General features: G+C 65.2%; 19 protein-coding genes. 10 read left to right on the forward strand and 9 right to left on the reverse strand.

Annotated elements, in window-relative coordinates; all coding sequences use genetic code 11:
• The first annotated feature begins 25 nt into the window (after window positions 1-25).
• Both CH292_RS23635 and CH292_RS23640 read left to right on the forward strand, forming a co-directional pair.
• Window positions 26-1,294, forward strand: coding sequence for a sensor histidine kinase (locus CH292_RS23635; RefSeq protein WP_094655852.1), 1,269 nt, complete (start codon window positions 26-28; stop codon window positions 1,292-1,294).
• Window positions 1,291-1,932: a response regulator transcription factor gene (locus tag CH292_RS23640; protein WP_020110187.1), complete on the forward strand. Its 642-nt coding sequence runs from the start codon at window positions 1,291-1,293 to the stop codon at window positions 1,930-1,932. The genes CH292_RS23635 and CH292_RS23640 overlap by 4 nt, the downstream gene beginning before the upstream one ends.
• Before the next feature lie 30 nt (window positions 1,933-1,962).
• Here the strand turns inward: CH292_RS23640 and CH292_RS23645 are convergent, their stop codons facing one another.
• Window positions 1,963-2,322 (reverse strand): DUF952 domain-containing protein, encoded by a 360-nt coding sequence (locus CH292_RS23645; RefSeq protein WP_019664060.1) that lies wholly within the window; start codon window positions 2,320-2,322, stop codon window positions 1,963-1,965.
• 249 nt (window positions 2,323-2,571) lie between these two features.
• On the opposite strand from CH292_RS23645, the gene CH292_RS23650 reads away from it, so the two are divergent.
• Window positions 2,572-2,766, forward strand: a complete 195-nt coding sequence (locus CH292_RS23650; RefSeq protein WP_019664061.1) for a hypothetical protein — start codon at window positions 2,572-2,574, stop codon at window positions 2,764-2,766.
• Window positions 2,767-2,868: 102 nt separating this feature from the next.
• Here the strand turns inward: CH292_RS23650 and CH292_RS23655 are convergent, their stop codons facing one another.
• Window positions 2,869-4,605 carry a DEAD/DEAH box helicase gene (locus CH292_RS23655; RefSeq protein ID WP_020110188.1) on the reverse strand — a complete coding sequence of 579 codons (1,737 nt, stop codon included), beginning with the start codon at window positions 4,603-4,605 and terminating at the stop codon, window positions 2,869-2,871.
• Window positions 4,606-4,810: 205 nt separating this feature from the next.
• On the opposite strand from CH292_RS23655, the gene CH292_RS23660 reads away from it, so the two are divergent.
• Window positions 4,811-5,980: a YihY/virulence factor BrkB family protein gene (locus tag CH292_RS23660; RefSeq protein WP_373454697.1), complete on the forward strand. Its 1,170-nt coding sequence runs from the start codon at window positions 4,811-4,813 to the stop codon at window positions 5,978-5,980.
• Here the strand turns inward: CH292_RS23660 and CH292_RS23665 are convergent.
• Window positions 5,953-6,189 (reverse strand): DUF3039 domain-containing protein, encoded by a 237-nt coding sequence (locus tag CH292_RS23665; protein ID WP_019664064.1) that lies wholly within the window; start codon window positions 6,187-6,189, stop codon window positions 5,953-5,955. The genes CH292_RS23660 and CH292_RS23665 overlap by 28 nt on opposite strands.
• A gap of 82 nt (window positions 6,190-6,271) precedes the next feature.
• On the opposite strand from CH292_RS23665, the gene CH292_RS23670 reads away from it, so the two are divergent.
• The 3 genes from CH292_RS23670 to CH292_RS23680 all read left to right on the forward strand — a co-directional run bounded on the left by CH292_RS23670 (window position 6,272) and on the right by CH292_RS23680 (window position 9,293).
• The gene (locus CH292_RS23670) at window positions 6,272-6,640 is read left to right on the forward strand and encodes a DUF3099 domain-containing protein (RefSeq protein ID WP_094655854.1); all 369 of its coding nucleotides are present in this window, start codon (window positions 6,272-6,274) and stop codon (window positions 6,638-6,640) included.
• Window positions 6,641-6,671: 31 nt separating this feature from the next.
• The gene (locus CH292_RS23675; protein ID WP_094655855.1) at window positions 6,672-8,216 is read left to right on the forward strand and encodes a class I SAM-dependent methyltransferase; all 1,545 of its coding nucleotides are present in this window, start codon (window positions 6,672-6,674) and stop codon (window positions 8,214-8,216) included.
• Window positions 8,217-8,321: 105 nt separating this feature from the next.
• Window positions 8,322-9,293 (forward strand): sigma-70 family RNA polymerase sigma factor, encoded by a 972-nt coding sequence (locus CH292_RS23680; protein ID WP_019664067.1) that lies wholly within the window; start codon window positions 8,322-8,324, stop codon window positions 9,291-9,293.
• 120 nt (window positions 9,294-9,413) lie between these two features.
• Here the strand turns inward: CH292_RS23680 and CH292_RS23685 are convergent, their stop codons facing one another.
• Together CH292_RS23685 and CH292_RS23690 are read right to left on the reverse strand one after the other, a co-directional pair.
• Window positions 9,414-12,092: a bifunctional GNAT family N-acetyltransferase/acetate--CoA ligase family protein gene (locus CH292_RS23685; RefSeq protein WP_020110191.1), complete on the reverse strand. Its 2,679-nt coding sequence runs from the start codon at window positions 12,090-12,092 to the stop codon at window positions 9,414-9,416.
• Entirely contained in the window at window positions 12,085-13,356 is a 1,272-nt protein-coding gene (locus tag CH292_RS23690) for an acetoin utilization protein AcuC (protein ID WP_179278049.1), read from the reverse strand. The genes CH292_RS23685 and CH292_RS23690 overlap by 8 nt, the downstream gene beginning before the upstream one ends.
• Before the next feature lie 158 nt (window positions 13,357-13,514).
• On the opposite strand from CH292_RS23690, the gene CH292_RS23695 reads away from it, so the two are divergent.
• A complete protein-coding gene (locus CH292_RS23695) occupies window positions 13,515-14,201 on the forward strand; it encodes a metal-dependent transcriptional regulator (protein ID WP_019664070.1) in 687 nt (228 codons plus the stop codon).
• Window positions 14,202-14,215: 14 nt separating this feature from the next.
• Window positions 14,216-15,199: a UDP-glucose 4-epimerase GalE gene (galE, locus tag CH292_RS23700; RefSeq protein ID WP_094655857.1), complete on the forward strand. Its 984-nt coding sequence runs from the start codon at window positions 14,216-14,218 to the stop codon at window positions 15,197-15,199.
• 27 nt (window positions 15,200-15,226) lie between these two features.
• Here the strand turns inward: galE and CH292_RS23705 are convergent, their stop codons facing one another.
• From CH292_RS23705 to CH292_RS23720, 4 genes are all read right to left on the reverse strand, one after another.
• Window positions 15,227-16,339 (reverse strand): DUF4192 domain-containing protein, encoded by a 1,113-nt coding sequence (locus CH292_RS23705; protein WP_094655858.1) that lies wholly within the window; start codon window positions 16,337-16,339, stop codon window positions 15,227-15,229.
• 148 nt (window positions 16,340-16,487) lie between these two features.
• Window positions 16,488-17,132, reverse strand: a complete 645-nt coding sequence (locus CH292_RS23710) for a DUF5642 family protein (protein ID WP_094655859.1) — start codon at window positions 17,130-17,132, stop codon at window positions 16,488-16,490.
• Between the two features lie 216 nt (window positions 17,133-17,348).
• A complete protein-coding gene (locus CH292_RS23715) occupies window positions 17,349-17,975 on the reverse strand; it encodes an MBL fold metallo-hydrolase (protein ID WP_019664074.1) in 627 nt (208 codons plus the stop codon).
• Window positions 17,972-19,057, reverse strand: a complete 1,086-nt coding sequence (locus CH292_RS23720) for an S-(hydroxymethyl)mycothiol dehydrogenase (protein ID WP_094655888.1) — start codon at window positions 19,055-19,057, stop codon at window positions 17,972-17,974. The genes CH292_RS23715 and CH292_RS23720 overlap by 4 nt, the downstream gene beginning before the upstream one ends.
• Before the next feature lie 154 nt (window positions 19,058-19,211).
• Between CH292_RS23720 and sthA the strand changes: the two genes are divergently transcribed.
• The gene (gene sthA, locus CH292_RS23725; RefSeq protein WP_094655860.1) at window positions 19,212-20,627 is read left to right on the forward strand and encodes a Si-specific NAD(P)(+) transhydrogenase; all 1,416 of its coding nucleotides are present in this window, start codon (window positions 19,212-19,214) and stop codon (window positions 20,625-20,627) included.
• Window positions 20,628-20,668: the final 41 nt, after the last annotated feature.

The raw sequence follows: 20,668 nt of genomic DNA on the forward strand, positions 1-20,668 counted from the left end.
GCGGTGAGTGTGCTGTGATGGTGTGATGCTTCGCTGGTCGGAACTATCGGCGACGAGCAAAGACGTGCTCGTCGTGGCGGCGTACCTGTCGGTGGGTATCGTCCTGTATTGGGCGAACATCTTCAGCTTCCTTCCGGTCGAGAACCCTCCACCGCTGTGGGTCAGGGTCGGCATCCTCGCCTTGCTGTGTGTGTGCACGCTCTGGAGGCGGCGTGCACCCGTTCTCGCGCTCGGCACGGCCGCGCTTCCGTTCACGCTGGATCTGCTCGTGGGAGCGTCGCTGCCGATCTGGCTGATCATGACCGACCTCGTGTACTGCGTCGCGCTCTACGGCAGCAGACGCCAGGCGGTGTGGATCGTCCGCTTGTCCGTGCTTCTGACCGTGGTGGTGTGCACCGTCGTTCTCGTCCTCACGACGGATTGGCGTGAGGTCGTCATCGCCCTGGGCGGCGCTGCGGTGTTCCTCGGCACGCCGCTCGGGTGGGCGTTGAACATCCGCCAGCACAAGGAGATCGCGCACAGTGAACGCGAGCGAGCCGAGGCCATGACCGTCATCGCGGAGTTGGACAGGCGCGCGGCGATCGACGCGGAACGCTCGCGGATGGCCCGTGATCTGCACGACGTCGTCGCGGGGCATCTGTCGGCTATCGCGATCCAGTCCGAGGCAGCCCTGCGCATCGTCGCAGCTCGAGGCTGTGCCGACTCGCCCGTGGTCTCCACCGGCTCTAGCCACGGTGTCGCGGACCACAGTGTTGCGGACGTCGTGTCGTCCATCCGGTCCAACAGCACCGATGCGTTGACCGAGATGCGAGCGATGATCGGACTGCTGCGAAACGGGGGTGAAGGCGTGGACGAGACCCGCTCCCCCGGACGGATTGCCGAGTTGGGGAGGCTCGTCGCCTCCGCAGGTGCCAGTGGTACCGAGGTCACCGTCAGCGGTGACTTCGCACCGGGCGCACCATCATCACGGTCCGTGCCGGCGGCGGTCGATCACGCCGCGTTTCGAATCGTGCAGGAAGCGTTGACGAACGCGGTGGTTCATTCGCCGGGCCAACCGGCCGAGCTCGACCTCCGGTGCGACCACGGCAGTCTCCGAATCGAAGTCGTCAACGCGCTACCGTCCACGGCCGAAGCATCGACGCACACGACCGGACACACTGGAGCGGGGCTGACCAACATGACACAGCGGGCCGAACTTCTCGGCGGTGACCTCCGTGCCGGCTCGAACGGCGGTAGGTGGGTCGTCGAAGCCGTTCTGCCCCTGTCGACCACGCCCGGGGCGTCGACACCGTGATCCGAGTACTGATAGCCGACGACCATGCCGCAATTCGCTCGGGCCTGGCGATGATCGTGGGCTCCGCGCCCGGATACACGGTGGTCGGCGAAGCAGTCGACGGACAGGACGCCATCGACCAGGCGCGGGCGCACACGCCGGATGTCGTGCTGATGGATATTCGAATGCCGGGCATCGACGGGATCGAGGCAACCGCCGCCGTCGTCGGAAACGATCTAGCCCGTGTTCTCGTCCTCACGACGTTCGACATCGACGACTACGTGTTCCGTGCTCTGGAGGCGGGCGCGTCGGGCTTCGTTCTGAAATCGGTGTCCGCCGACGCGTTGCTCGACGCCATCGCTGCCGTTCACGCCGGCGACGGTGTGCTGGCGCCCGAAGTCACTCGGACGGTGATCGACGCGTTCGCAGCGGGCGGCCGCGATGTTCCGAAGGTCGGACCTCCTGGGTTGACCGAGCTGACCGAGCGCGAACACGATGTGCTGCGGTGCCTCGGCGACGGCATGTCCAATGCGGCGATCGCCCGTGAGCTCTTCATCGGGGAGACCACGGTCAAGACGCACGTGTCGAGAGTGCTCACCAAGCTGGGAGTCACCTCGCGCGTGCAGGCTGCAATCCTCGCCCGGTCACGGCCACGGTGAACGGCGCAGTGATTCCCTGGTCCGGCAGATCTACAGGTGCGGCGGTGTGAAGGTGCCGTCGTCGCCCGGCAGGTATTCGACGACGGAGGTCACGGCCGACGTGGGCAGCGGCCCGTACAGGTGAGGAAAGACCATGGCGTCCGGGTCACCCGGGACGCCCGGCTCCCAGCGCACCGGTGACCCCAGTCGTGCCGGATCGAGAACGAGCAGAATCAGATCGTCTCGGCCGGCGAACAGTCGGTTCGCCGGCAAGTGCACCTGTGCGGGCGTCGACAGGTGCACGAAACCGACGGCCGACAGCGACTCCGGCTCGATCCCCGGCGACTCTCGAACCGACAGCCAGTCCGCCAGAGTGCAGATGTGCAGCAAGGTTTCCGAGGTGTCACTCACGATCGACGATTGTTCCAGGCGCGGCCGTTCTGCGGGGTACCGAAATCAGCTGTGAGCGAACAGTCCGAGGCTGCACACGCACGGCCAGCAGGTTTCCTCGTGTTTCGTGTTAGTGACAACACAAAGAAACGCGCGCGGGAACAACACGTGACTGCCAATCGTCTGAAAGAGTGTACGGACCGCGCCATACCGACGCGGCGGACCGGCCCCAGGCAATCGGGTGACACCGAACGCCAGTACGGAGGAGTCATGCCCGGAACATTGACCAGCCCACAGTTGACAGCTGCCGACCGGTGCGACCGGTGCGGTGCAGGGGCTCGCGCACGTGTTGTGCTCGCGACCGGAGGAGAGCTTCTCTTCTGCGGTCACCACGCCAAGGAGCACGAAGACCGTCTGCGTGAAGTGAACGCAACGGTGATGACCGAATCGGGCTCCACGGTGTAGGGCCGGTAAAAACTGCCGACAACAACATCGACACCGAGAACGGGTGGCCGCATCAGCGGCCACCCGTTCTTCTCGGTCCAGGTCGCAGGTTCACCGGTCTCGTCACATCTTGCGCAACTGAGCTATCCGCTCGCTCAACTGATCCGCCGTGGCCATGGCCGTCGGAGGGCCACCACACACACGTCGTAGATCGCCGTGAATGACGCCGTGCGGCTTCCCGGTGCGGTGGTGGTACACCGCAACCAGAGAGTTGAGTTCGCGCCGCAGCGCGGCCAGCTGCCCCGCCGTCGACACACGGTCCGACACGACCGGCGGTGGGACCGCCGGAACCGGAGCCGCCGGCTTCTCCATCTGTTCCTGCTGCCGCTGCCGCAGCAGATCTCGCATCTGCTTGGCGTCGAGCAATCCGGGAAGCCCGAGGTAGTCGGCTTCCTCGTCGCTGCCGGAGAACGTCGCCGTCCCGAACGAGGATCCGTCGTAGATGACCTGGTCCAGCTCGGCGTCGGCGCCGAGTGACGTGTAGGCCTTCTCTTCCTCGCCGAGCTCGTCCTTCTGCTTGTTCGCGTCCGCCAGGAGGTCGTCGTCGAGACCGTCCTTCTCGCGGTGCGGCTTGCCCAGGATGTGGTCACGTTGCGCCTCGAGCTGGCTCGCCAGATCGAGGAGAACAGGCACCGAGGGGAGGAAGACGCTGGCCGTCTCCCCCGGCCGCCTGGATCGCACGAATCGACCGATGGCCTGTGCGAAGTACAGCGGCGTGGACGCGCTGGTGGCGTACACCCCGACGGCAAGACGCGGAACGTCCACACCCTCGGACACCATCCGCACCGCAACCATCCACTTCTGATCGCTCTTGCCGAATTCCGCGATCCGAGCGGAGGAAGTCGGGTCGTCGGACAGCACGATGCACGGAGTTTCGCCGGTGATGACCTCGATCAACTTCGCGTACGCGCGAGCGACCGTCTGATCCGTCGCGATCACCAGGCCGCCCGCGTCGGGCATGCCACCGGCGCGCAACTGGCCGAGACGAGTGTTGGCCGCCAGCAGGACCGCAGGCATCCAGTCACCCTGAGGATCCAACGCGGTACGCCACGCACGAGCGGTCTGCTCGGCGTTCAGAGGCTCGCCCAGACGGGCTGTGTACTCCTCGCCCGCGCTGTCGCGCCACCGCGCCTCGCCCGAGTACGCCAGAAACACCACGGGCCGCACGACGCCGTCGGCGAGCGCGTCCGAGTAGCCGTACGCATGGTCCGCGCGCGAGCGCATCAGACCGTCCTGATCCGGCTCGTAGTTCACGAACGGGATGGGGCTGTCGTCGCTGCGGAACGGAGTTCCGGTCAGCGCGAGGCGACGAGTGGCGTCACCGAACGCCTCCCGAATGCCCTCACCCCAACTCTTCGCATCGCCGCCGTGGTGAATCTCGTCGAGGATGACGAGCGTCTTACGACTCTCCGTGCGGACCCGGTGCCTGAACGGGTGCGACGCGATCTGCGCGTACGTGACGACGACACCGTGGTAATCGCTCGACGTCTGACCGGTCGAGTTGGAGAACCGCGAGTCCAGCGCGATGCCGACTCGTGCCGCGGATTCGGCCCACTGATGTTTCAGATGCTCCGTCGGTGCGACGACGGTCACCTGATCGACCGTCCGGTGAGCGAGCAACTCCGATGCCACACGCAGCGCGAACGTCGTCTTACCTGCACCGGGCGTCGCGACCGCCAAGAAGTCCTTCGGAGAGGACACCAGATATTTCGTCAGAGCACGCCTCTGCCACGCGCGCAGCGGCGCACCACCTGCTGCGGGTGCCGTCGAGGCGTCGATCGGGTCTGTCGTGTCGGTCATGTCAGCGCTCACTGGCCGCCGATTCCTGGCATCGATGAATGTCCTCGCGCTCTCGCCTCGCCTTGCAGTGTCCGCCGTGGAGCCTAACTCTCGGCACCGACCGATTCCTCATCGCCGAGCTAGAGGGAGTCGTACGACACGCCGAAGGGCTGCGGGCGGGGTGGAACGAGCGCTCGTGCCCGGCGTCAGGAATGCTGGAGTGACCATGAGCGAATCGACGGCTTCCCCCTCGCCGACCGAGCAGTTGTCGGCACGCCACCCCGTGCGGCTGGTGTGGGTGGTGACCTTGCGCACACTGAGCAAGGCATGGGACGACTCGATATTCAGCAAGTCCGCGACCGCGGCCTTCTGGCAGACCCTGTCTCTGCCGCCCCTGCTGCTCGGCGTCCTGGGAAGTCTCGGATTCGTCGCGGGATGGTTCGGTCCGAACACCATCGACATCATCGAGTCCAAGATCATCACGTTCAGCAGCACGCTGTTCAGCGACAGCGTCGTCGACGGCATCATCGAACCGACCGTGCAGGACATTCTGCAGCAAGGTCGGGGCGAGATCGTCTCGGGCGGTTTCGTTCTGTCGCTGTGGGCGGGGTCGTCGGCCATCTCGACGTTCGTCGATTCCATCGTCGAGGCCCACGGTCAGCAGGACGCCCGCAATCCGGTGTGGCAGCGCATCTTCGCGCTCCTGCTGTACGTCGCCTTCCTGATCGTCGCGGTGTTCGTGCTTCCGCCCGTTGCACTGGGGCCGACGTACGTTCAAGCGTTGCTACCCGATTCGTGGTTCGAGATCGGTAGCGAACTGATCGACATCCTCTACTACCCGGCAGTCGGCCTGCTGTTGATCGCCGGGCTGACCACGCTGTACAAGGTCGCGTTGCACACGTCTCTGCCCTGGCATCGACTTCTGGGCGGCGCGTTGCTGGCCGGTGTCTTCTTCATGATCGCGAGCGCCGTGCTGCGGTTCTATCTCACCTGGGTCACCGGGACGGGCTACACCTACGGCGCGCTGGCGACCCCGATCGCATTCCTGCTCTTCACGTTCTTTCTCGGCTTCGCCGTGGTGCTCGGCGCCGAATTCAACGCGACCATCCAGGAGTTCTTTCCGGCGCGCGCCACCAGAATCGAGCAGATGAGGGAGTGGCTCGCCGCACAGGCCGCTTACGAGGAGTCGGGGGCAGTGTCCGCCGTCGCCTGGCGTCTCGCCACCGGCCCCATCCGCCTGACCGGCGACCGGTCACGACCCAAGCGGGCCGGGTTCTCCCAAGCAGAACCCGAGCCGCACGCGGACTCGCCCGAGACCGGCCCGACCCATCCGTCTGCACAGCAGAACGGTGGGTCGGAAAGGTCGGATCAGTCGCCCTTCTTCAAGCCGTCGTAGACCTTCTTGCAGTCGGGGCACACCGGCGAACCAGGCTTGGCCGACTTGGTGACGGGAAACACCTCGCCGCACAGCGCGACCACGTGGGTACCCATGACCGCGCTCTCGGCGATCTTGTTCTTCTTGACGTAGTGGAAGAATTTGGGCCGGTCGTCGTCGGTGGTCTCGTCCGGCGCGATATCGGGACGTTCCTTGGTCTGAGTGCTCATGCCCCGATTATTCCGCACCGGAGCGAGCCACGACCACCTACCGTTCAGTGCAATCCGAGCAACGTAGTGACACAGTGGAGGTATGACGCGAACATCCGGGTTCTCCGACCCGGCGGACAGCGGCTCGGCCCGTCACCCCGCACTGATCACCGAAGCACGAACGTCGGTGGAAGAACAGCATCGTGCTCGCGTGAAGAAGTACATGTTCATCATGTCGTTTCGGATCCCCGCGCTGGTGCTCGCCGCCGTTTCCTACAGCATCTGGGCCAACCCGTGGATTGCCATGGCGATCGTCGGTGTGTCCATCCCGCTTCCGTGGATGGCGGTGTTGATCGCCAACGATCGACCGCCTCGCACGAAGGACGAGGTGAGTCGCTACGACGGCCACCGACAGGAGGACCCCGCGATCGAGGCGCGCGCGCACCACGTGATCGAGGCAGGCGAGGACTGAACGCTCGCTCCGTCCTGAGAGACTGAGCGATGTGACTGCACCGCTGCTCTCGGCCTGCCCACCGCTGCGCGACGCGTTCCTGCGGGTCGGGTACTCCGCTGATGCCCTGCTCGACGCCCTCGGCGTCGACGCTCACTCCGCACTCGGTCGCAGTGAGCCGGTTCCGGTTCGGCGGGCGTCCCGTGCGCTCGGGGATCTGGGCGTGCTCATTCGTCTGTTTCTTCTCGTCGACGACGTTCCCGAGGCGGATGCGTCGGCGGCACTGGCACCACTGCCGCTGGACGACGCTGTCGCGGCGGGGATCGTCGGGCGCAGCGGCCCGGGTCTGGTTCGGGCTGCCGTGGACATCAGGCCGCTCGACACCGGATCGGGCACCCGCTGGGTCGTGTCCGATCTCGACGGCAGCATGCGAGACGCCCCGACTGCACCCGACCACGTCCTCGGAGTCGGCCAGGCGTCTCTGTCCCTGTTGCGCGGGACTCCGACGACACCGGTCCCGTCGGTTCTGGATGTCGGAACAGGCTGCGGGGTGCAGGCCGTCCACGCGGCACACTATGCGGACTCGGTGACCGGGACCGATATCAGCGAAAGGTCGATGTTGTTGGCCGCGGCCACGTTCGCTCTCAACGACATGGATGTCGAGCTTCTTCGCGGGTCGTGGTTCGAACCGGTGAAGGGACGTGTCTTCGATCGAATCGTCGCCAATCCGCCGTTCGTCGTCGGGCTCGGCACGGTCAGCCACAGCTATCGGGACTCGGGGATCGACCTGGACGGCGCGAGCCGGCTCATGATCGAGCAGGCCCCGACGCATCTCGTCATCGGAGGCACGGCTGCCGTCCTCGCGTCGTGGATTCACGTCGACGGCGAAGACTGGCGACGGCGGGTGGCGTCCTGGTTGCCCGAGCACGGCGTCGACGCGTGGATCCTCCAACGTGACGTCGCCGATCCGGCTCTGTACGTGGGGACGTGGATGAAGGACGGCGGCGTCGATCCGCGAGATGGAGCCGGAGCGGTCCAGGCCGAGGCGTGGCTCGATCACTTCGAATCGGCCGACGTGACGGGCATCGGGTTCGGGTTCGTCTATCTACGCCGAACCGACCTTCCCACCGATGTTCTCGCCGAGGACCTGCGGCACGCGTTCGACGATCCGCTGGGCGACGAGGCGATCGACTACTTCGCTCGATTGACGTGGCTACGCGAGAACGACGTCCAGACTGCCGTCTTCGAGCTGGATCCGGCGACGGCACTGGAGAAGGTGTCGCTGCCCGGAGACGAGGGGTGGTCGCCGGTGGTGACCCGCGTGCACCGCGGCAACGGACCCAACTGGCAACACGAGATCGACGACCTGGGCGCTGCCCTGCTCGCTGGAATGTCACCGGGCGGATTGCCGCTGGCCGAGTTGGTCGAACTGCTCGCGATCGCGCACGACGCGGAACCGGAGGACCTGACGCCTGCAGCCACGGCTTTGGTGGTCGATCTCTTTCGTCACGGCCTGATCAGGCCCCGAAGCTTTCGGGCCGTGTCGGGGCAAGTTCCGACCGAGAGAAGCTTCTCAGCAACTTCTCAGGACGAGTAAGGGATAGAGCCTGGTCAGGCGGGTATCAGAGGGTGGAGCGCGGGAACTTATCGAAGTCTTCCGGACGTTGAGCACTATGAGACACCACCGATCAGGAGGCAAGTCATGACCAGCCCCAGCACCACGACCCGCCCGCGCCCCAGCGATGCCGACCTCGACGCCCAGAGCCCGGCCGCAGATTTGGTCCGCGTCTACCTCAACGGAATCGGCCGCACAGCTCTGCTGACCGCGGATGAGGAAGTGGATCTCGCCAAGCGGATCGAGGCGGGGTTGTACGCGAAGAACGTGCTGGAGAACACCAAGCGGTTGACCGCCGCCAAGAAGCGGAATCTCGCCATCATCGTGCGCGACGGAAGTGCAGCCCGTAGCCACCTTCTGGAGGCCAATCTCCGCCTGGTCGTGTCGCTCGCCAAGCGATACACCGGACGCGGTATGCCTCTGCTCGACCTCATCCAGGAAGGCAACCTGGGACTGATTCGAGCGATGGAGAAGTTCGACTATGCCAAGGGGTTCAAGTTCTCCACGTACGCCACGTGGTGGATCCGCCAGGCCATCACGCGCGGCATGGCTGATCAGAGCCGCACGATCCGGCTTCCTGTTCACCTGGTGGAGCAGGTGAACAAGCTGGCCCGGATCAAGCGCGAGCTGCATCAGCAGCTCGGCCGCGAGGCTACCGACGAGGAACTGTCGAACGAGTCCGGAATTCCCGCGGAGAAGATCGCAGACCTTCTCGATCACAGCCGTGACCCGGTCAGCCTGGACATGCCGGTCGGTACCGACGAGGAGGCGCCACTCGGCGACTTCATCGAAGATTCCGAGGCCACGTCGGCCGAGAACGCTGTCATCGCCGGGCTCCTTCACACCGACGTGCGGACTGTGCTGGGAACGCTCGACGAACGCGAGCAGCAGGTCATTCGGCTTCGCTACGGCCTCGACGACGGTCAGCCGCGCACTCTCGACCAGATCGGTAAGCTTTTCGGTCTTTCGCGGGAGCGTGTTCGCCAGATCGAGCGTGAGGTCATGGTGAAACTGCGTCAAGGAGATCGTGCCGAGAAGCTGCGCTCCTACGCGAGCTGATCTCCAGCCCCAAGTCAGGTGGTGCAGCGGTGAGTCGCCCCGCTGACTCACCCAAAGCAGTGGCCGCTCCGAATGCTCGTGCATTCGGAGCGGCTACTGCTTGTGTTCACCTCGCGGTGGTCACCGCAGGCGACGCGGGCCCAGATCTGCTCGGGTGGGTTCGGGTCCGACGCGCAGTCGTGTGTCGATGATCTCCGCCCCGCGCGCCGACGCCAGGACCGGCTCGCAGACGAGTTCCCGCAGTTCGGGGATGTCGTCGGCCATTGCCGAGACCCGCTGAACGAGGTCGACGAGCGCGCTCTTGTTCACGGGGACCGCATTTCTGTAACCGGACAGCAGGGGCGCGGCTTTGGGCGCGTCGATCAGTTGTACGGCTTCGTCCTCGGTCAGTGGGAGCACGCGATACGCACGGTCTCCCAGCAGGTCCGAGATGACGCCGGCCAGCCCGAAGGAGATGAGCGACCCGAAGCTGGGGTCGTCCTGAACCTGCACCACGCAGCCGATTCCCTTGGGCGCCATACGCTGCACCTGCAGGAGTGGTTCGCCCGTCTCGTGCGCGAGGGTGTGGTACGCGATACGCACCGCGTCCGCGCCGGCAAGATCGAGACGAACTCCGCTGAGGTCCGGCCGGTGCTTCCACAGTTCCCCGGTTGCCTTGACGGCCACGGGATAGCCGAGTTCTTCCGCTGCGGCGACCGCCTCGGCCTCGTCGGTGACGGATCGGAAATCCACGACCTCGATTCCGTAGCAGGACAGCAGTTCTGCAGATTCGAAATCCGACAGCCATCGATCCTTGTCGGCGGACATCCAGCCACGGACCAACGCCGAGGCGCGTTCGGAGTCGATGCCGTTCGGTCGGATCGGCGTGGACGCCGGCCTACTTCTCCACGCACTGTAGCGCCACGCCTTCGCGAGTGCTGTCACGGCACGCTCCGGGCTGGAGTACGACGGAACCGATCCCCGCACGGGTTGCCCCTGCTCTCCTCGGACCGCCAGCACGTCGGGAATACCCTCGGTTGCAAGGAAAGTCGTCAGGACAGGCTTGTCTGCGCCGCGGACGGCGTCGCCCAGCGCTTCGGCGAAGGGCTCGACGGTCACTGCGACCGGAGGCACGAAGACCACGATCACCGAGTCGACGTCTCCCGCCTGCAACGCGCCGGACACAGCCGCCGCGAACTCCTGTGGGCCCGCTTGAGGTCCGACATCGATGGGCGCTCCCGCGTGCAGTCCTTCGGCTCGTGCAGCATCGACGGCGAGGACACCGAGTGCGGTGGAATTGCCGACGACCGCAACACGTGGCCCGGTGGGCAGAGGCTGGAAACCGAACAGGATTGCGCAGTCGAACAGCTGCGCAATGGTGTCGACCTGTATGACGCCTGCCTGTTCGAACAGCGCTTTCACGATCGAATCGTCGATGTCGGGGCCGGTGGCGAGTGCCGGGGGGATCGCACCGCGCCCGCTCTTGACGGCGACGATGGGCTTGGACCGCGCCACCCGCCGCGCGATTCGGGTGAATTTCCTTGGATTACCGAAGCTTTCGAGATACAGCAGAACGACTTCCGTCGCTGGATCGGAATCCCAGTACTGGAGTAGATCGTTACCGGAGACGTCGGCACGGTTTCCTGCCGAGACGAAGGTGGAAAACCCCAGACTGCGTTTCGTCGCCTGATCCAGAATAGCGATTCCCAGTGCGCCCGATTGGCAGAAGAACCCCACGTGACCCGGCATGGGAAGGGACGGTGCGAGCGTCGCGTTCAGCGCGAATTCGGGGTCGGTGTTGGCGACACCGAGAGCGTTCGGTCCGACCAGCCGCATGCCGTGGGCCCGCGCGGAGCGCACGAGCCGACGTTCGTTCTCCTGCCCTTCCGGACCGGACTCTCCGAATCCGGCGGATACGACCACGAGCGCCTTCACGCCCTTGTCGAGACAGTCGTCGAGCACCTCGTCGATCGAATCCGCAGGCACCGCAGCGATCGCCAGGTCCACCGAATCCGGAATGTCGTGGACCGTCGGGTAGGCCCGAACTCCGCGAACCGATCGGTGGTCGGCGTTGACCGGGTAGACCGGCCCGGTGAAACCGCCGGCGAGCAGGTTCGCGAGCACCGCGTTGCCGACTTTCGAACTGTCGGTCGACGCGCCGATCACGGCAACGGACGTCGGGCTCAGCACGTTTCTCACACTGCGTGCTTCGGCTGCTCGCTCGCGTGAATTTCGCACGGAGAGAAGAGCTTCACTGGGGTCGATCGCGAACTCGAGCCGCAGAACGCCGCCTTCGAAGCTGCGTGAGACCTGGTACCCGGCCTCACGGAACACCGTGACCATGTTTCGATTCTCGGCGAGAACCTCGGCGACGAACATCGTCACTCCGTTCTCGGCCGCCGCTCCGGCGAGATGCTCCAACAGAATCGGTCCGAGTCCGCGGCCCTGGTGGGAATCGGCGACGACGAAGGCGACCTCGGCGGAATTGCCGTCACCTTCGGGCAGACGCTCGTAGCGACCGACGGCGATGATGTCGTCACCGAGAATCGCCACGAACGCGACTCGGGCGTGATGATCGACCGTCGTGAAGTTCAGAACGTCTCGCTGCGGCATCGTCGGGTAGGGGCCGAAGTAACGCAGGTAGCGCGTGCGTTCGGAGAGGCGCCCATGGAAGGCGACGAGAGCATCCGCGTCCGACGGGACGATCGGCCTCAGGTGGACCACTCCCCCGTCGGATGCCAACACGTCGGCGACCCAGTGCTTGGGAAAGGATGTCTCGGCACGTTCTCGTTCGCGCTCTTTGGCGGTGGGTTCAGTCACGAGGGTCCTCCGGGTCGAGGCCGAGCAGGGGAAAGCTTGCTCGCCGGGTGGCGATGATCGCCGAGTCGACACGCTCGAGAGCACGATCGGCGGCCTCGACGCTCCCCGCCACGGCGCCGCCCGGGCCGTCCCACGGTGGATAGTCGATGTCGCCACCGTCTCCCATCACTTGCGGTAGATCGACACTCGGAGCGATGGCGCGCACACGGTCACGCCACCGCTCGGGCAGAGCGAGGCCGGGGTCGATGCTTCGGCCCAGAGCGGCAGCGATCAGATGCGTCCACGCACGGGGCACGACGCGCACGAGACCGTAACCACCTCCGCCGACCGCGAGCCACCGTCCCTCGGAGTACCTGTCCGCGAGGTCACGCATGGCGAGGAATGCCGCATTCTGACCGTCGACGGTCAACGCCAGGTCGGCCAACGGGTCCTCCCGGTGGCTGTCCACGCCGCACTGGCTGACGATGATCTGCGGGCGGAACGCCGAGATGGCCCCCGGCACGATCGCATGAAACGCGCGCAGCCACAACCGGTCTCCGGTTCCAGGCAACAGCGGAATGTTGATCGCGGTCCCTTCGGCCGGTCCCGAGCCGACTTCGCTCGACCATCCGGTGTTGGGCCACAGCGTCGCGGGATGTTGGTGAAGAGACACCGTCAGCACTCGGGGATCACCGAGGAACGCCTGTTGCACACCGTCACCGTGGTGGGCGTCGACGTCGATGTAGGCGATACGGTCGAAACCGTTGTCGAGCAACCACGAAATGGCGACCGCAGCGTCGTTGTAGACGCAGAATCCGGACGCCCAGTCGGCCATGGCGTGGTGCATGCCGCCGCCGATGCTCACGGCCCTCCGTGCCCGTCCGGCCGCGATTTCCCGTGCCGCGGTCAGTGACCCACCGGTGAGCATCGCGGATGCTTCGTGCATCTTCTCGAACACCGGGTTGTCGTCCGATCCCAGTCCGTGTTCCACGTGATCCGGGTCCACCAACGCCGTACCCTTCTCCGGCGCACGTTTGACCGCCTCGATGTAGGCGGGTGTGTGAATTCGGAGCAGCTCCTCGTCCGGAGCCGCAGTGGGTTCGACGAGTTCTATTCCGTCCAGAACACCGATCTGGCGCGCGAGCTGCATCGTCAGATCCAGACGCGTGGGGTTCATCGGATGATCCGCACTCCACCGATAGGAGAGGTAATCCGCGCTCCAGACGACGATGTCGTCGCCTGCCACCGGAGTTCGTGGTGGCGATGCCGTCGCCTGATCTGCCATGAAACGCAACGCTACTTGTCCCGCCGGGACTGTGCGAGCGTCCCTCGGTGTTGTAGTCGGTTACCGGCGGGTACGAATTCGCGGCACGCGGGCACATGGCCTACGGCGCCACTATGCGCCGATCAACGGTAGAATCCGTTGCGACGAAGGGGTTGAGTGTGAAGGATCTGGTCGACACCACGGAGATGTACCTCCGGACGATTTACGACTTGGAAGAAGAGGGCGTCGTACCGCTGCGGGCACGTATCGCCGAACGCCTCGAACAGAGCGGTCCCACCGTCAGCCAGACCGTCGCTCGAATGGAGCGAGACGGGCTGCTTTCGGTCGCGGGTGACCGCCACCTGGAACTGACGGAGAAGGGCCGCAGCCTTGCCGTCGCAGTGATGCGCAAGCATCGGCTCGCCGAGCGGCTGCTCGTCGATGTGATCGGTCTGCGCTGGGAAGACGTCCATGCCGAGGCGTGCCGCTGGGAGCACGTCATGAGCGAGGAAGTCGAGCGTCGGCTCGTGGCCGTGCTGAACAACCCGACGACCTCGCCCTACGGGAATCCGATCCCCGGCTTGGCCGAACTCGGGCTCGGTCAGCCGGCTGCCGCGCCGGAGGACCTGATCAGGTTGACCGATCTGCCCCACGGGAACGCAACGGCCGTGGTCGTCCGTCGTCTCGCGGAGCACGTCCAGTCCGACCCCGAGGTCATCGCGCAGCTGCGCGATGCAGGCGTCGTGCCCGACGCGCGTGTGACGGTGGAGGCCAAGCCCGGCACGGTGACGATCACGGTCCCGGGCCACGACGGCATCGATATTTCCGAGGAGATGGCTCACGCCGTCCAGGTGAAGCAGGTCTGAGCGGAGTCACGGACGTGAAGTTGTTGGTGACCGGTGGAGCCGGGTACGTGGGCAGCGTGTGCGCTGCCGTCCTGATCGAACGCGGCCACGAGGTCGTGGTGGTGGACAACTTGTCGACCGGCAATCGGGATGCGGTTCCGGCAGGCGCCGAGTTCGTCGAGGCGGACATCAAGGATGTCGCGTCGTCGATTCTCGGCGACGGCCGGTTCGACGGAGTTCTGCACTTCGCTGCGCAGTCTCTCGTCGGAGAGTCCGTGGTGGCGCCCGATCGGTACTGGTCGGGCAATGTGGTGACCACGCTCGCGTTGCTCGAGGCGATCCGGGAGTCGGGCACACCGAAGCTCGTCTTCTCGTCCACGGCCGCGACGTACGGTGAGCCGGAGCGAACTCCGATCACGGAGTCGATGCCTACCGCGCCCACCAATCCGTACGGCGCAACCAAACTGGCCATCGACCACGCCATCACGTCGTACTCGAACGCCTACGGCCTGGCCGCGACCAGCCTGCGGTACTTCAATGTCGCGGGCGCGTATGCGGGTTTCGGCGAGAACCGAGTCGTGGAAACGCATTTGATTCCGCTGGTTCTGCAGACCGCCCTCGGTCAGCGGGCCAAGATCTCGGTGTTCGGAACGGATTGGCCGACTGCCGACGGCACCGCGGTGCGTGACTACATCCACGTCCTCGATCTTGCCGATGCCCACATCCTCGCACTCGAGTCGGCAACGCCGGGATCGCACACGATCCTCAATCTGGGCAGCGGTCAAGGTTTTTCGGTACGCGAGGTCATCGACGCCTGCGAGCGCGTCACCGGACTGCCCATTGCGGTGGAGAACGCGCCGCGCCGGGCAGGTGATCCGGCGGTTCTCATCGCTTCGAGCGAACGCGCCACCACCGAACTCGGATGGTCGCCGCAGAGGACCGACCTCGATGTCATCGTCGCCGATGCGTGGAACTTCCTCCAGAAGTTGGGCGATCGAGCGCATTCGGCACGGTCGTAACATCCGGTAGGGGCATTTCGGTACAGGTCAGTCCACCGGCGGCGGGAGCGCGACTCCGCACAGCTCGGCCACTGCATATCCGCTGAGCGCCACCTCCCGGATCATCGAGGGCCGCGCGCCTGCGGCGAGCGAGCGGCTCAGCAGGTGAGCGAGCGAGTAGTTCTCGTCCGCCTGGTGGGCGATGTCGAGCGCAACGGACGCCAGCGCGCCTTCGCCCCGCGTATAGGCACTGAACGCCAACAGCGTTGCCGGGCATGCCCGTTCCGGCGCGGGCAACGTGCGCATCAGCAGAGTCCACAACTGTTCGGCCAGCCCGGCGACACCGGTGAGCGCCAGTGCGAGGACGCTGTCGCGCACCATGACGTGCTGGACCGCCGCTCCGAACTCCGCGATCCGTTCCGGCGGCAGAGTGACCACGGCAGGGTTGTCGGGAGAGTACCCCGACCATTCCTCCAATTGTTCGACGATCGAGTGGAGACGTCCGCGGTCGCTGCCGACGTCGACGACAGCGCCCGACGCCAGTGTCCGTGCGACTGTCCGCGACAGCGGATCGTCCACCGGCCGAACGGTTCTTGCCAGCATGGTGCGGGATTCGTGTACTCCGCGACCCTGGAGCATGTATGCCAGTGCAACGGGCGATGTTCTGGGGTCGGTGAGGTACCCGTATTCCATGACGCCGATCGCGGACCTCCACCGGCTCCCCCGGGTCACCTCTGCGATCAGGTACACTTCGGTGAGTTCGACCCCCCGAGCTCGCAGCTGGTCGGACAATCGATGTGCGAGGCCCCTGAACCGTCCGTCCACGGTGACACCGCGATCGTCGACGATGACTGCCAGTGCGGCCCTGACCTGATACTGGGCACACATCTCAGCGAAGTGCTCGATAACGCTCTGCATGTCCTCGGTCACACCCGACTCGAAGAGCGACTGCCCTTCGGACCGGTCCGGCAGGGTCAGGTCGTGGCGCATCACGGTCTGGACTTCCAGGGTCGACCCGGCAAGAACGTCGAGGCACATCAACACCAGCGAACGCTCGGGCGTGAATCCAAGGAAGGCCGGGATCGCGGCGATGAGTTCACCCGGCCCGACGATGCGCTCGGGTATCGGCGGGTGTCGGTGGGTTCCGGAGTCGGTTGTCATGCTGCACAGCGTGCCCGGGCCGAACTCCGAGTCTCGGTTCCGACCTGGGGCGAAAGACAGCCTGTGGATGACGGGCACCCTGTGGACAACCACCTGCGTCGAGGGCCGATCCGAGAAGGGACGGCACGGGTGACGTCGGTGGGATGTGCTAGCCGGCCTTCACCTTCTGCACCGCTGCGGTGAAGACCTCGTCCAACGTCGCGCCGTCGGTCGCGCCCTGCTCGAAGGACATGTAGGTCGCTGCGATCCTGACATCTCCGACCTGGGCGAGCAACGTCAACATCGACTGTGTCACCGTGTCCGAACCCGTTCCCGACGACACTGTCTGGCGGACAGCGAGGGTGTCGTCGGCGTCGATCGGCGGGGCTGGGACGACCGTCGAGCGGATGGTGGACGTTGCACCGGATTTCGTTGCCTGGACCTCGGCGCATTCGGCAAGTTGCGATTCCCGTACCGACAACGGCTCGTCGGTTGCGGTCAGTTCCACCGAGATCGTGGCGCGATCGGTGTTGTCGGTGCCGACGATCAGGGCGGCTTCGCCCGGTCGGACTTCCTTCGGTTTGCAACCGGCCGGACTCACCTCGGCGCCGGCGGGGATTCCCGTCAGGTCCGGTGATGCCTGCGCAATTGCCTGTGGCGGAAGGACGATGGCCTCGTACGGGGCGGGGAACACCGACGGATCGACCAACAGCGCGTTCAGGTCCGTGGCCTCGGCCGATACCGACGGTGACCCGCTGGTGCCGGCCGGCTCGGCGGTACCGGACACGTCGGACCCGCACGCAGCCAGTGTCACGGCGGCGCAGATGCCGATCCCGAGAAGAGTCGGTCGATGTCCTGCGTTACGACGCACCACGGGAAGAGCCTCCAGACTTTGGCCACGGAAAGTACCGGAAATCTCGCCGGTTCACCTCAGGCAAGACGTCCGGATCCACCCTCTCATTCGGAGGGTGGAACCGGACGTAAGGCACGCCCGTGTCCGCCGAGATACCCGGGAGAACACGGCGGGGGCTCAGCTTCCGCGTTTGATCCATTCCTCGAGGTGCGGGGACTCGTCGCCGATGCTCGTTCCGTCACCGTGTCCGGTGTTCACACGGGTGTCGGCGGGCAGCGCGAACAACCGATCCCGGATCGAGCCGATGATGGTCGGGAAATCGGAGTACGACCGTCCGGTGGCACCGGGCCCGCCGGAGAACAGGGTGTCCCCGGAGAACAACTGACGTGCCTCGGGCACGTGGAGGCACGTCGAGCCCGGCGAGTGTCCCGGTGTGTGCAGCGCCAGGATCTCCGTACCTGCCACGGAGATTCGCTGACCGTCCTCGAGCGTGGAGTGCGCGAGTCCGGGATGGGTCTGCTCCCACAACACGTCGTCGGCCGGGTTGAGCAGGATCGGCGCGTCGAGCTCGCGGGAGAGCTCCGGCGCCACGGTGACGTGATCGTTGTGGCCGTGTGTGCACACGATCGCCTTCACCGTCCGGCCCGCCACGGCCTCGATGATCGGGCGAGCGTCGTGAGCCGCATCGACGATCACCACTTCGCTGTCGTCGCCGATCAGCCAGATGTTGTTGTCGACATCCCATTCACCTCCGTCGAGAGCGAAGGTTCCCGAGGTCACCACCTTGTCGATACGCAGGCTCACAGTTCGACCACCGATCGCAGGACGGTGCCCTTGTGCATCTTCTCGAACGCAGCCTCGATGTCCTCGATCCCGATCCGTTCGGTCACGAACTTCTCCAGCGGCAACCGACCCTGCTCGTACAGATCCACCAACAACGGAAAATCCCTCTCCGGCAGACAATCGCCGTACCACGACGACTTGAGCGACCCACCACGGGAGAAGAAATCGATCAACGGCATCTCCAGCGTCATCTCCGGCGTCGGAACCCCCACCAACACCACCGTCCCCGCCAGATCACGCGCATAGAACGCCTGCCTCCACGTCTCCGGACGACCCACCGCATCGATCACCACATCCGCACCGAACCCACCGGTGAGCTCCTGCACCGCCGACGTCGCATCGACCGCCGACGCATCGACGGTGTGCGTGGCACCGAGATCCTTCGCCCACTCGAGCTTTCCCTTGTCCCGATCGACAGCGATGATCGTCGTCGCCCCCGCCAACTTCGCACCCGCGATCGCCGCATCACCGACACCACCACACCCGATGACCGCCACCGAATCACCACGCGAGACGTTGCCGGTGTTCATCGCCGCACCGAGCCCGGCCATCACACCGCACCCGAGCAACCCCACCACCGCAGGATCGGACTCCGGATTCACCTTCGTGCACTGCCCTTCGTGCACCAACGTCTTGTCCGCGAACGCACCGATACCCAACGCCGGCGAAAGCTCCGTGCCATCGGCCAGGGTCATCTTCTTCGACGCATTATGGGTGTCGAAGCAGTACCACGGCTTGCCCTTCTTGCAGGCCCGGCATTCACCACACACCGCGCGCCAGTTCAACACCACGAAATCCCCGACCTCCACGTGGGTGACCGCGTCCCCGACCGTTTCCACGGTGCCGGCGGCCTCGTGGCCGAGCAGAAACGGGAACTCGTCGTTGATGCCACCCTCGCGGTAATGCAGATCGGTATGACACACCCCGCACGCGGCGATCCTCACCACGACATCGTTGGGCCCGGGATCAGGAATGGTGACCTGCTCGATCGAGACCGGCTCACCCTTCGCCTTCGCGACCACGGCACGCACTGTTTGCGGCATTGCTTCCTCCACACTCGGGTTGAAATGTCCTGACATCACACTTCCACAACCCATGCAGGAGTAGCGACATTCGTACATGCCGAACTGTTCGGTGTTCACGTGCTTGTGACCGGAGCGGCATCCGAACTTCGCGCACGCGGAGTATTCATGACCCATGTCTGCATCGATGGAATACGACCTCGTGGTGATCGGCTCGGGACCCGGTGGGCAGAAGGCCGCCATCGCGGCGGCAAAGCTCGGCAAACGGGTTGCCATGGTGGAGAAGGGAAAGATGCTCGGCGGTGTCTGTGTGAACACTGGGACCATCCCGTCGAAAACCCTGCGCGAGGCCGTCCTGTACCTCACCGGAATGAATCAGAGAGAGCTGTACGGTGCCAGCTACCGTGTCAAGGCGAACATCACTCCGGCGGATCTGCTTGCTCGCACGGCCCACGTGATCGGCAAGGAGATCGAGGTCGTCCGCTCGCAGCTCCTGCGGAACCGAATCGAACTGATCACCGGCACGGGTCGTTTCCTGGACGCCCACACCGTCGACATCGACGACGACCAGCGTGGCGAGCGGATCACCGTCAAGGCGAAGAATGTCGTGATCGCCACGGGCACCGCCCCGGCGCGTCCCGCGGACATCGAGTTCGACGACTACCGAGTCCTCGATTCCGACGGAATTCTGAACCTCGAGTTCATACCCGCTTCGATGGTCGTGGTCGGTGCGGGTGTCATCGGTATCGAATATGCGTCGATGTTCGCGGCACTCGGCACGAAGGTGACCGTCGTCGAGAAACGAGACACCATGCTGGACTTCTGCGACCGCGAGATCGTGGAATCGCTGCAGTTCCATCTGCGTGATCTGGCGGTGACGTTCCGTTTCGGTGAAGCAGTCACGGCAGTGGACGTCGGACCGTCCGGCACGGTGACCACACTGGCCAGCGGAAAACGCATACCGGCCGAGGCCGTCATGTACTCGGCGGGACGCCAGGGTTTGACCGATGCACTGTCACTGGAGAACGCGGGACTCGAAGCCGACGCGCGGGGCCGCATCTTCGTCGACGACAACTTTCAGACGAAGGTCGATCACATCTATGCGGTCGGGGACGTCATCGGCTTTCCTGCATTGGCCGCTACATCGATGGATCAGGGACGACTGGCCGCGTACCACGCGTTCGGTGAACCGAGCAAAGGGCTGATGGACCTACAGCCGATCGGAATCTACTCGATTCCCGAAGTCTCCTACGTAGGCGCCACGGAGGTGGAGCTGACGAAGAACTCCGTCCCGTACGAGGTAGGTGTCTCGCGCTATCGGGAGCTGGCGCGAGGCCAGATAGCCGGCGACTCCTACGGCATGCTCAAGCTGCTCGTGTCGACGGAGGACAGGTCGCTGCTGGGGGTGCACATCTTCGGTTCGGGAGCCACCGACCTGATCCACATCGGCCAAGCAGTCATGGGGTGCGGTGGCTCCGTCGATTACCTGGTCGACGCCGTGTTCAACTACCCCACCTTGTCGGAGGCGTACAAGGTCGCGGCCCTGGACGTCACCAACAAGATCCGCGCGCTCGAGAGTTTCGAGGGCTGACCGAAGTCTCATCCAGCGGTCACAGGGAATGAACGACACGA

It is taken from the genome of Rhodococcus sp. 14-2470-1a (assembly GCF_002259425.1).
Taxonomy (GTDB): Bacteria; Actinomycetota; Actinomycetes; order Mycobacteriales; family Mycobacteriaceae; genus Rhodococcoides; species Rhodococcoides fascians_E.

Excerpts from the sequence above, each read along its gene's own strand:
- CH292_RS23635 (WP_094655852.1), top strand. The coding sequence starts at position 26 with ATGCTTCGCTGGTCGGAACTATCGGCGACGAGCAAAGACGTGCTCGTC.
- CH292_RS23650 (WP_019664061.1), top strand. The coding sequence starts at position 2,572 with ATGCCCGGAACATTGACCAGCCCACAGTTGACAGCTGCCGACCGGTGC.
- CH292_RS23655 (WP_020110188.1), bottom strand. The coding sequence starts at position 4,605 with ATGACCGACACGACAGACCCGATCGACGCCTCGACGGCACCCGCAGCA.
- CH292_RS23660 (WP_373454697.1), top strand. The coding sequence starts at position 4,811 with ATGAGCGAATCGACGGCTTCCCCCTCGCCGACCGAGCAGTTGTCGGCA.
- CH292_RS23665 (WP_019664064.1), bottom strand. The coding sequence starts at position 6,189 with ATGAGCACTCAGACCAAGGAACGTCCCGATATCGCGCCGGACGAGACC.
- CH292_RS23670 (WP_094655854.1), top strand. The coding sequence starts at position 6,272 with ATGACGCGAACATCCGGGTTCTCCGACCCGGCGGACAGCGGCTCGGCC.
- CH292_RS23680 (WP_019664067.1), top strand. The coding sequence starts at position 8,322 with ATGACCAGCCCCAGCACCACGACCCGCCCGCGCCCCAGCGATGCCGAC.
- CH292_RS23690 (WP_179278049.1), bottom strand. The coding sequence starts at position 13,356 with ATGGCAGATCAGGCGACGGCATCGCCACCACGAACTCCGGTGGCAGGC.
- CH292_RS23705 (WP_094655858.1), bottom strand. The coding sequence starts at position 16,339 with ATGACAACCGACTCCGGAACCCACCGACACCCGCCGATACCCGAGCGC.
- CH292_RS23720 (WP_094655888.1), bottom strand. The coding sequence starts at position 19,057 with ATGCCGCAAACAGTGCGTGCCGTGGTCGCGAAGGCGAAGGGTGAGCCG.
- sthA (WP_094655860.1), top strand. The coding sequence starts at position 19,212 with ATGTCTGCATCGATGGAATACGACCTCGTGGTGATCGGCTCGGGACCC.